Source organism: Tetragenococcus muriaticus DSM 15685 (genome assembly GCF_000423785.1).
GTDB classification, from domain to species: Bacteria; Bacillota; Bacilli; order Lactobacillales; family Enterococcaceae; genus Tetragenococcus; species Tetragenococcus muriaticus.
Genome location: NZ_AUIQ01000061.1, coordinates 1 through 10,790, shown reverse-complemented (window position 1 = coordinate 10,790; position 10,790 = coordinate 1). Strand labels below are relative to the sequence as shown.

9 protein-coding genes, 1 pseudogene and 1 riboswitch are annotated in these 10,790 nt (G+C 37.0%); of the genes and pseudogenes, 7 read left to right on the top strand and 3 right to left on the bottom strand.

Going from position 1 to position 10,790, the window contains the following annotated elements:
- A pseudogene (locus G577_RS11360) lies at positions 1-187 on the bottom strand (IS1380 family transposase); the annotation flags it as partial.
- A gap of 252 nt (positions 188-439) precedes the next feature.
- Between G577_RS11360 and G577_RS0108750 the strand changes: the two are divergent.
- A complete protein-coding gene (locus G577_RS0108750) occupies positions 440-2,104 on the top strand; it encodes a peptide ABC transporter substrate-binding protein (RefSeq protein WP_028790878.1) in 1,665 nt (554 codons plus the stop codon).
- Positions 2,105-2,177: 73 nt separating this feature from the next.
- Here G577_RS0108750 and G577_RS0108745 read toward each other — a convergent pair whose 3' ends face one another.
- Positions 2,178-2,513, bottom strand: a complete 336-nt coding sequence (locus G577_RS0108745; RefSeq protein ID WP_028790877.1) for a DUF3899 domain-containing protein — start codon at positions 2,511-2,513, stop codon at positions 2,178-2,180.
- An 89-nt stretch (positions 2,514-2,602) separates the two neighbouring features.
- On the opposite strand from G577_RS0108745, the gene opp3b reads away from it, so the two are divergent.
- The 6 genes from opp3b (at position 2,603) to mgtE (ending at position 9,546) form a co-directional block, all read left to right on the top strand.
- On the top strand, positions 2,603-3,544 hold the full coding sequence (opp3b, locus tag G577_RS0108740) for an oligopeptide ABC transporter permease (protein WP_028790876.1): 942 nt from the start codon (positions 2,603-2,605) through the stop codon (positions 3,542-3,544).
- Entirely contained in the window at positions 3,544-4,587 is a 1,044-nt protein-coding gene (opp3C, locus tag G577_RS0108735) for an oligopeptide ABC transporter permease (RefSeq protein WP_028790875.1), read from the top strand. The genes opp3b and opp3C overlap by 1 nt, the downstream gene beginning before the upstream one ends.
- A gap of 2 nt (positions 4,588-4,589) precedes the next feature.
- Positions 4,590-5,651 carry an ABC transporter ATP-binding protein gene (locus tag G577_RS0108730; protein ID WP_038027696.1) on the top strand — a complete coding sequence of 354 codons (1,062 nt, stop codon included), beginning with the start codon at positions 4,590-4,592 and terminating at the stop codon, positions 5,649-5,651.
- Entirely contained in the window at positions 5,651-6,610 is a 960-nt protein-coding gene (locus tag G577_RS0108725) for an ABC transporter ATP-binding protein (protein ID WP_028790873.1), read from the top strand. Before G577_RS0108730 ends, G577_RS0108725 begins: the two co-directional genes overlap by 1 nt.
- A 60-nt stretch (positions 6,611-6,670) precedes the next feature.
- Positions 6,671-7,636 (top strand): RNA-guided endonuclease TnpB family protein, encoded by a 966-nt coding sequence (locus G577_RS0108720; RefSeq protein ID WP_028790872.1) that lies wholly within the window; start codon positions 6,671-6,673, stop codon positions 7,634-7,636.
- 210 nt (positions 7,637-7,846) lie between these two features.
- Positions 7,847-8,011, top strand: a riboswitch (M-box (ykoK) riboswitch).
- A 173-nt stretch (positions 8,012-8,184) separates the two neighbouring features.
- Positions 8,185-9,546 (top strand): magnesium transporter, encoded by a 1,362-nt coding sequence (gene mgtE / locus G577_RS0108715; protein ID WP_028790871.1) that lies wholly within the window; start codon positions 8,185-8,187, stop codon positions 9,544-9,546.
- 96 nt (positions 9,547-9,642) lie between these two features.
- On the opposite strand, the gene G577_RS0108710 is transcribed toward mgtE, so the two are convergent.
- Positions 9,643-10,464 (bottom strand): NUDIX hydrolase, encoded by an 822-nt coding sequence (locus G577_RS0108710; protein WP_028790870.1) that lies wholly within the window; start codon positions 10,462-10,464, stop codon positions 9,643-9,645.
- Positions 10,465-10,790: the final 326 nt, after the last annotated feature.

Sequence of the window (10,790 nt, the reverse complement as noted above, 5' to 3'; positions counted from 1 at the left end):
GGGCGAAGAAACGATGCTCTGGAATATGAACGTATTGCGCTAACAGTGAATCAAAATGAATTTGATTTAGAAACTCCGAAAGTAAGACGAGCCCCGCGTCATTGGTTAAGGTACCACCGTCGTTGGCTATTGAGATGACTTTTTGCTCATTGAATGTAAGAGAATTTTGTTGTAAAGTAATAGACATAAGAACGCACTCCTTTATTGTTATGTTTTGTCGACTTTACAATAACACGAAGTGCGTTCTTTTTGTACACCCAGAAGGTGAAGCAACTAAACTTTTAGAAAAATGAGCATACCAATGATTGAATCATTCTTGGAAAAATTTATAAATCATTCAGGTTCTCTTGATTTTTTAATAATTAATAATTACAATCTTATATAACTTCAGAAAAAGATGATAATTCTGAAAATTCTAAATCAAAAAGGGGCAAATGATGTGAAAAAGAAATATATTTATAGTTTATTTGCGGTGTGTTCCTTGGTACTTGCTGGTTGTACGACTGGCTCCACTCAAGACTCAGGTGAAAGTGAGGGAGGAGAAGGCGCTTCTGGTACTTCTGGAAACGAATATACCTTTATTGAAAGACAAGAAATGCCAACAGCGGATATATCTCAAGCAACAGATACCGTTAGTTTTTCTGCATTAAATAATATCTACGAAGGAATCTATCGTTTAGACGAAAATGATGAGCCTCAACCTGCCGGGGCAGCTGAAGAAGCAGAAGTTTCCGAAGATGGACTAACTTATAATATTCAATTACGTGAAGATGCGACTTGGTCAAATGGGGATCCAGTTACAGCAGATGATTATGTTTATGGTTGGCAACGAACTGTAGATCCAGAAACGGCTTCAGAATTTGCTTATATGTTTGAACCGGTTGAAAATGCAACCGATGTAAACAATGGGGATGCCGATCTTGATGAATTAGGAATTGAAGCGGTTAACGATCATGAATTAGAAATTACATTAGAACAACCGACAGAATATTTTGATAGTTTGTTAGCATTCCCATCGTTCTTCCCGCAAAATCAAGAAGTCGTAGAAGAAAACGGCGATGATTATGCTCAAACAAGTGAAAATATGGTATACAATGGCCCGTTTGTCTTGGCTGATTTTGACGGCCCTGGTTCAGATACCGAGTGGGCGTACGATAAAAATGAAGACTACTGGGATGCAGACAATGTTTCCTTAGATCGTGTAAATGTCAATGTGGTTAAAGAAGCATCAACGGCTTTGAATTTATTCCAAGACGGTCAAGCAGATGAAATTACATTAAGTGGTGAATTAGCACAGCAAATGGCTAATGACCCAGATTATCTCACGGTTCCTCAGGCATCTACTTTTTATATGGAGATGAATCAAGACGATGAAGATTCACCATTTAACAATGAAAACTTCCGTAAAGCCATCTCTTATGCGATTGATCGTGAATCTTTAGTTAATTCAATTTTGGCTGATGGATCGATTGAACCTTCTGGCTTAGTTCCAAGTGATATGAGTGAAAACCCGGAAACGGGCGATGATTTCACTGAAGATGCTGGTAGCCAGATAGAGTATGATCCAGAACAAGCACAAGAATATTGGGAACAGGCTCAAGAGGAACTAGGAGAAGAAGTGGAAGTAGATATCTTAGCAGATGATACAGATGGTTCTCGTCGAGCTCAAGAATTTCTACAAGAGACGATTCAAGATAACTTGGATGGTGTAACTGTTACGTTAAGTCCGGTACCTTTCTCGGTTCGCTTAGACCGTTCAACTTCTGGTGATTTTGATATGGCCCTAAGTGGTTGGGGAGCTGATTATTCTGATCCAAGTAGTTTCCTTGATCTATTCCAAACAGATGGGTCAAATAACCATGGGAACTATAGTAGTGAAGAATACGACCAACAAATCGAAGAAGCAACGGGTGAAAATGCGAACGATCCGGAAGCGCGTTGGAACAACTATGTAGAAGCTGAAAATATTATCATGGATGAACAAGGCGTCGTTCCATTGTATCAAAATGCTGAAGCTCATCTAAGAGCAGATAGAGTAAACGGGGTTGTTTCTCATGCTGCGGGCGCACAGTATGATTTTAAGTGGGTAACAGTAGACGAATAATTTTTATGGCGATTTTATGATAAAATAGACTGAGACAATAGCTGCTAAATAGCAGTGTCTCAGTCTTTACTACTTAAAAAGCTGCTAACAATAACGCTAGCAAGCTTAATAAAAATAATATTCCTGCAGGTTCCAGCCAAAAACGAAAGCTAGTACGGCCGACTTCTGACAATTTCATACTTTCTTTTTTTGTTTTTTTATTTCTTTTCTTGAAAGCTCGTTGAAAATTATCGAAAAATCCGGAAGAAAAGACCCAAAGAAATCCGCCAATAATTAGAAAAAACAAGGTGAATAGAAATAAATTATTGGACAAAACAGTAAAGGAAAATTCGTTTTGAATGATTGTAAGTAATAGGCTGACTAACAGACTGGCTAGGCTGATAATCCAAGAACTTTTTTTTATTTGCATGGTAGCTTCCTTTCTTAATGATAAAAATATAGAGATAGGTTTAATGTATAAAAATATTGTTGAGAAGTCAAAAATTAGGGGGGAAAAACGTGAGTGATTTTGTAAAATATTTACTGCAGCGTGTGTTTTTTATGGCAGTGACATTATGGTTGATTGCCACCATTACTTTTTTTATGATGCAGTTTTTACCTGGAACACCATATACCAATGCTGAACGATTAACTCCAGAGCAAATTGCTCTTTTAAATGAGCAAATGGGGCTTGATCAGCCAGTAATCGTGCAATATGGAGAATATTTACTAAACCTTCTGCAAGGAGACTTTGGAATTTCTTTCCAATTTAAGAATCAACCTGTAGCTAACCTTTTAGGTGATCGGATTGGACCTTCTGTTCAATTAGGACTTCAAGCTATTGGATTTGGAACAGTATTTGGGATTATTTTAGGTACAATTTCAGCAATGAAGCAAAATACTTGGGTGGATACATTAAGTACTTTAGTGGCTATCTTAGGTCGCTCCATTCCGAACTTTGTGTTTGCTGTTTTATTGCAATACATATTTGCTATTAGACTAGAAATTCTACCAATTGCTCAATGGGATAGTTTTGCCTATACGATTCTACCAACTTTAGCTTTGGCAATGTCACCATTAGCGGATTCGGCTCGTTTTATACGGACCGAAATGGTAGAAGTACTACACAGTGATCAAGTCGAATTGGCTAAATCAAAGGGATTAAGTCGTTGGGAAAGAGCTTTTAAGCATGGATTGCGTAATAGCCTCATCCCTATTTTGACTTTGCTTGGTCCCTTAGCCGTAGCATTAATGACGGGTTCACTTGTTATTGAGAACATTTTTGCAATCCCTGGAATTGGTGATCAGTTTGTTAAGTCAATTATGACCAATGATTATCCGACAATTATGGCAGTGACGATTCTTTACTCTACACTGTTAGTGACGATTATCTTTGTGGTTGACGTACTATATGGCATTATAGATCCTCGTATTCGTATTTCAGAAGGGAGTCGTGGATGATGGAAGATAAAAATTATACAAATGACCAATTAGCTCAAATCCCAGTCTCTGAGTTTGAACCGTTGGAAAAAAATACGACTGTCGAACGAGAAGCTATTACGGCTCCTTCATTGAGTTTCTTACAGGATTCATGGCGCCGTCTGAAGAAAAATAAGGCGGCTGTGATTTCAACAATTTTTCTTTTGATTGTATTATTAATTTCAGTAGTGACTATTTTTGCTTCTCCCCATGATCCTACTGAACAAAATGCAAGTTATATCAATCTACCTCCTAAAATTCCGGGAATTGATATCAATGGGTTAAACGGAGTTTCTGAAGTTGGGGGTCAAATGGTTGATCGGTACGAAGCTGCTGATGTTCCTGATGATGTTCATTTTTATCTTGGAACAGATGCGCTAGGAAGAGATTTATTGAGTCGTTTGTTCATGGGCGTAAGGATCTCCTTATTCATTGCTTTTATTGCAGCTACATTGGATATTATTTTTGGTGTGACCTATGGGGTTATCTCTGGACTATTAGGTGGTAGAGTCGATAATGTTATGCAGCGAATAATAGAAGTTCTATCCGGAATTCCGAATTTAGTGGTAATGATTTTGATGTTAGTTGTATTTAATCCTGGTATCTTTTCTATTATAGCAGCTATGGCCATTACCAATTGGATACCTATGGCTCGTATTGTTCGAGCTCAAACGCTTAAGTTAAAAGACCAAGAGTTTGTTTTAGCGGCAACGACATTAGGAGAAAGCAAGTCTAAGATTGCTTTTAAACATGTTTTACCTAATATTTCTAGTGTGATTGTTATTCAAATGATGTTTAGTATTCCAGAAGCAATCTTTTTTGAAGCATTTCTAAGTTTTATTGGTATAGGGCTAACGCCTCCAACTGCTTCTCTTGGTACGTTGTTAAATGAGGGTTATAAGACATTTATGTTCTTACCTTATCAAGTGGTAATCCCCGCTGTTGTTCTTTCAGTCATTATGATTGGCTTTAACTTATTAGCTGATGGGCTACGTGATGCGTTTGACCCGCAGATGAAGGAGTGAGTATGGTGAAAAAAATTTTAGAAGTAAAAGATTTAGAAATCTCATTTACTACCTTCGCTGGAAAAGTTCAAGCGATTCGAGATGTAAGTTTTGATTTGCATGAAGGAGAGACACTTGCGATTGTAGGGGAATCTGGTAGTGGTAAGTCTGTTACAACCAGAAGTATTATGGGACTCTTATCTAGTAATGCAGTTGTAGAAAATGGCGAAATCGTATTTAATGGCGAAGATATCCTGAAAAAATCCGAGAAACAAATGCAAAAAATTCGAGGAAAAGATATTTCTATGATTTTTCAGGATCCGATGACTTCACTTGATCCGACAATGAAAATTGGCAAACAAGTTGCTGAGTCATTATTGAAGCATACAAAAGTTTCAAAAAAAGACGCTTTACAAAAGGCTTTGGAACTTTTAGAACTTGTGGGAATACCTAATGCTAAGAATCGGTTAAAAAATTACCCGCATCAATTTTCTGGTGGCCAACGTCAACGGATCATCATTGCAGTTGCTTTAATTTGTTATCCAGAAATATTAATTGCAGATGAACCGACGACTGCTTTAGACGTCACTATTCAGGCTCAAATTTTAGAACTACTAAAGGATATCCAGCAAAAAGTAAACTCTTCCATTATTTTTATTACTCATGACTTAGGAGTAGTTGCTAATGTTGCAGATCGAGTGGCTGTGATGTACGCTGGAAAAATTGTGGAAATTGGAACTGCTGAAGAAATCTTTTATAATCCGCAACATCCGTATACTTGGGGATTATTAGGCTCTATGCCAACTTTGGAAGGAACAAGCGATCGGTTATATGCCATCCCTGGAACCCCTCCAGATTTATTAGAACCTCCTGTTGGGGACGCTTTTTATCCTAGAAACGAATATGCGATGAAAATCGATACAGAAAAGCAGCCTCCATTTTTCGAATTATCAAGCACCCATAAAGCAGCGACTTGGTTATTGGCGCCACAAGCGCCTAAAGTAGAGCCTCCGCAAGAGATTTTAAATCGTTGGGAAGAATTTAGGCAGAAAAATCAAAATCAGCCGGAAATGGAGGAAAGTTAATGAGCAAAGTTTTATTAGATGTAAAAAACTTAAAACAATATTTTAATGAAGGCCGTAAAAATGAAGTTAAAGCGGTCGATGATATTACTTTTCATATCTATGAAGGCGAAACATTTGGTTTAGTTGGTGAATCAGGTAGTGGAAAATCTACTACTGGACGAACCATCATTCGTTTGAATCGACCAACTGGAGGTACGGTGGAATTTGATGGCAAAAACGTCATGGATTTAAATGGTAAAAAAGACATGAACGCTTTTCGTCGTGATGTTCAAATGATCTTTCAAGACCCTTATGCTTCTTTAAATGGACGGATGAAAGTCCGCGATATTATTGCTGAGGGAATTGATATTAATGGATTGGCAGAGTCAGAAAATCAACGAAATGAGCGAGTTAATGACCTTTTAAGAACAGTGGGACTAAACCCTAACCACGGTACTCGTTATCCTCACGAATTCTCTGGAGGACAACGGCAACGAATTGGGGTTGCACGCGCTTTAGCTGTTGATCCTAAATTTATTATTTGTGATGAACCTATTTCCGCACTGGATGTTTCAATTCAAGCTCAAGTGGTTAATTTATTACAAGATCTGCAAAAAGAACATAATTTAACTTATTTATTTATTGCTCATGATTTGTCTATGGTTAAACATATTAGTGATCGTATTGGTGTAATGCATGATGGGAAATTGTTAGAAATAGGTACGAGTGATGACATATATTATTATGGTGTTCATCCTTATACAGAAAGTTTGCTTTCCGCTATTCCATTGCCGGATCCTAATTATGAACGGACGAGAACAAGAATTAAATATAGTGGTGAGCAAGATGATCCAAATGTTAATAGACAGATGATAGAAATCGAAGCTGGTCATTATGTTTATGCAACAGAGGAAGAAAAAACAAAGTACCAAGAAAAACTTGCAAATAAAAAGGCCACTGCTGATAAGCAAGCTATGTAGCTTCATTTTATATTTCATAAAGTAAGACAAGTTTTTTAAAGGCTCACAGAGGTGAACTTAGTGAAAGTATTAAAGGGTTATAAATTTCGTATTTATCCAAATGAAGAGCAAATACAATTCTTTATTCAGACTTTCGGTTGTGTACGATTTACTTATAATTGTTTACTATGTGCACGGAAGGAGTCTCTACAAAAGGGAAGCTATGAAACAAAACTTTCTCCAGCACATTTAAAAAAAGACTATCCGTTTTTGAAACAAGCGGATAGTCTAGCTTTAGCTAATGCGCAACGCAATTTAGATCGTGCTTTTAAAAATTACTTTAGCAAAAGAATGGGTTATCCAAAATTTAAGACGAAAAACAATACTTGGCAGTCTTATACAGCCAACAATCAAAAAAATACGATTTATCTGGTGGGAAACCAATTGAAGTTGCCCAAGTTGAAATCACTAGTCTCTGTAAACTTGCATAGGGAAGTTTTTGGAGAAATAAAGTCAGCAACGATATCTGCAAAAAATAATCAGTTATTTTTTGTGTCCCTTCTTTGCTTGGAAGAAGTGTTTCCTTTACCAAAAACTGGAAAGGCCATAGGAATAGCTTATTGTCCTAAACATTTAGTCCAATTAACTTCGGATAGGTCTTTGCCGGTGTACGAGTGCAAAGGAGTTCAACATCGATTAAAAAGGGCTAATAAAAAATTGGAGCTTCGTGCAAAAGTAGCAAAGAAACGTGCGGTAGTGGTTAAGCAAGCAAAAAACTACCAAAAACAAAAACATAAAGTACAAAAATTAACTGTGAAAAAAAATAATCAAAAAAGAAATTATATAGATCAGTTAACTCATCTTTTAGTCCATGAATATGACTCTATTTATTTGGAAGAAAATCCCCATTTTATCGATAATACTCATTTTTTAGAAGCTGATTGGCATCATTTTTTGCGTACTATTCGTTATAAAGCGCACTGGTATAATAAGAAATTGATATTTGTTGAAGATGTCAAAAAATTTGATGAATTTGTTATGAACTGAAAGGGACGTCAGGGATCGCCTAGGTTATAGAAAAAATCTTAAGATTTTTGTTTCTAGGAATATTGTTCACTAATTATAAAGAACCGTAAAGGGAACTGGATGTCTCATCCAGTTCCCTTTTTATGGGAGCTTTATATGAATGTTAACCTTATGGAAGTTAGTCCAATTGTTGCCATCAGTATAAATTTACGTTATACTGAATTTGAAATAAAAATAACCTGTTAGGTGAGGTTACTATACAGAGGAACGCTACTGCCCGGAAATATCGAAAGATGCCAACGTGGTTAACAAAAACATCCGACCTAAGGAGTTTTTAATGTAGCTGGGTTTCCCCCTAGGCTGTATTGAGCCAAAACTCAACGAAGAGGTGTGCTTTGCAGTTGAATATATAGCAATGTAAACACGCTTTTAGTAGCGTGCTTTTTTATTATGTAAGTCTTTGCTCTGACTGATAAGTTGTTTTTGGTAAGATCAGATGATATCGAGATTGGGTGAAGAAAGCAGCCTTGTCCTAACTGGTTCTTAACATGATGGAAGGAGAGATAAAAATGCAAGAGCTCAAGTTAGATAAAAGCCAATATTACGAAGCAATTTATCAGGCGGCAAAAGAAAATGATCGTAAGCTATTTCGTAAATTATTCTTACGTCTGCACGACCGTGACCAACATGAAGTCTATCATTTATTATACCCTGAAAAAAAGCAGAAAATCGCTAATTTTTTAACACCAGAAGAGTTTTCCGAATTGTTTGAATGGATGGCTATTGAAGATCAAGAATACGTAGTTTCTCATTTTCCTGAATCATTTGTGGCTAAATTATTCAATAAACTACCTACAGATGATGTAGTGAAGTTTTTAAAACAAACGCCTAATATAGATAGACAGTATTTATTAGATTTGATGAATGAAAAAGAAAGGACAAGAGCCACAGAACTATTATCTTATGAGCCAGAAACTGCTGGTTCCATAATGACCAAAGAATTTGTTTCAGCGAACCAAAATCAAACGTCAAGCGAAGTTATTTCTTTTATCCGAAAAATGGGAAATAAGGCAGAAACAATCTACTATATTTATGTATTAGATGATGCAGCGAATTTAGTTGGTGTCTTGTCTTTGCGAGATTTGATTTTGTCTTCAGAAGATGAGATGGTAAAAAACGTGATGTTTAATCAGGTGGTTTCTGTGCCAGTGGACACTGACCAAGAAGAAGTTGCTCAGGTGATTCAAAATTATGACTTGCTTGCTGTCCCAGTGCTTAACAACGGTGTTATGTTAGGGATTGTTACCGTTGATGATGTGATGGACATCTTAGAAAATGAGGTAACAGAAGACTTTCAAGAGTTTGCTGCTATTCGTCGTAATGAGGATGAGCCTAAAGAAGAGAACGCCTTTCAAACAGCTAAGCAGCGGGCACCTTGGATTGTTATTTTGATTTTTTTGGGAATGCTTACTGGTAGCCTAATTAGTTTCTTTGAAGAAACGTTAGAATCTGTTGTCTTATTGGCAGCTTTTATCCCTATGATTATGGATACAGCTGGGAATGTCGGCACACAATCTCTAGCTGTTTCAGTTCGTAATTTAACTGTAGAAAAGGAAGATAAGCTAAGTTTTTGGCGCACCCTAAGAAGGGAACTTGGAGCAGGTATATTAATTGGTCTGGCTGCAGCAGTTGTACTTTTTCTTGTAGCCATCCTATTTTATCAAAATGCCGTTTTAGCCTTTATTGTTAGTGTTTCCGTATTAATCACAATATCCTTTTCTACTGTAGTGGGAGCGATTATTCCTGCTATTGCAGTAAAACTAAAAGTTGATCCAGCAGTAGCTAGTGGTCCATTTATTACAACCACAAATGATGCCTTAGGTTTGATGATTTATTTTACGATCGCCACTAGTTTGCTACATGTACTTTAATTGTTGCTTTGAGAATATAATGAAACTAAGACGCGTCCTTTGGTAACGATCATTTTCAAAAAGGATGCGTCTTAGTTTTATAATGAAAGCCAGAAATTAGTTTTCTCGAAAGTCTTCTTTTAATCGGTAAAGCTTTGAAGGGCGACCTACCCCAGAAGGACGCTCCCCAACTTCTTCTAAAAAGTCTAATAAGCTTTTTTTAAAGTTGGAATGATCAATAGAATGATAATCTACACCTAGAAATTTAGCAAAAACTTTTCGTGCTTCGGTGATAGTGAAAGTTTCTCCTAAAACTTGGAGAACTTGTGGTTCATGGGCCATTTTATTTGCGATACGGTTAAATGCCTTGATGATGATCTGACTATGATCAAACGCCAAGGTGTCTTCCCCTAATGATTTGTGTGTTTGCAAATCAAGAATAATCTCAACTTCTCCACTTGTTAGGTATAGCTGGTTGTTTTTGCGTTCTAACGTAAACCAACGCGCTTGGTTTGCATCATCACCGGCAGAAAGTATGGCTTCTCCAATAAACGCTAGGTAACTAACGGTAATAACCCAACCCCGCGGATCACGACCAGGCGTACTAAATGTATGTAGTTGTTCGATATTTTTAGCAGAGATTGTAACTCCTGTCTCTTCTTTTGTTTCGCGAATAACACTGTCCCCTGTTGATTCGCTGGCGGTAATAAATCCACCTGGTAATGCCCAGGAATTACGATAAGGATTTCCTCGCCTTTGAATTAAAAGAACTTTGATTTGATCAGTACTTTTATTATAGCATAACAAAACCATATCAACTGTGACCGAAGGGTTTTGGTAGATCGGATGTTCTTGCTTTTTGTACCATTCTAAGAATTCTTGTTCGCTTGCGACATGTTGGTAATAATCTTGTTCTTCTTGCTTAGAAGCAAATTCCATAACTTTCCCTCACTCGTAAAATATATTTATAAGCATCATCTCTGATGCAAACATTCTGGTTCTTTGAAAATAAAATAAATAACATTCATCAATAAAAGCTTTAAGCAACACAATGTTTCCCTTTTGTTAAAGCGAGCTTTGCTCGCCAAGGCAAGGAGCGGAGCTCCGCGCAGCTCGTGATTCTTGAACGAGCGGAGGGCGTTTGGGATCTTGTTTCGATATTGTGTGGTTCCTGAGATATAATAGTCAGTGGAAAGGATCCACATGGGATTGTGCTATTTCCTCCTGTAGTTCTGTCTACGCGTTTAAGCATGCAACCCAGACCG

Bases quoted from the DNA above. Each gene is read 5' to 3' on its own strand.
- G577_RS0108745 (WP_028790877.1), bottom strand. From the start codon at position 2,513: ATGCAAATAAAAAAAAGTTCTTGGATTATCAGCCTAGCCAGTCTGTTA.
- opp3C (WP_028790875.1), top strand. From the start codon at position 3,544: ATGGAAGATAAAAATTATACAAATGACCAATTAGCTCAAATCCCAGTC.
- mgtE (WP_028790871.1), top strand. From the start codon at position 8,185: ATGCAAGAGCTCAAGTTAGATAAAAGCCAATATTACGAAGCAATTTAT.
- G577_RS0108730 (WP_038027696.1), top strand. From the start codon at position 4,590: ATGGTGAAAAAAATTTTAGAAGTAAAAGATTTAGAAATCTCATTTACT.
- G577_RS0108725 (WP_028790873.1), top strand. From the start codon at position 5,651: ATGAGCAAAGTTTTATTAGATGTAAAAAACTTAAAACAATATTTTAAT.
- G577_RS0108710 (WP_028790870.1), bottom strand. From the start codon at position 10,464: ATGGAATTTGCTTCTAAGCAAGAAGAACAAGATTATTACCAACATGTC.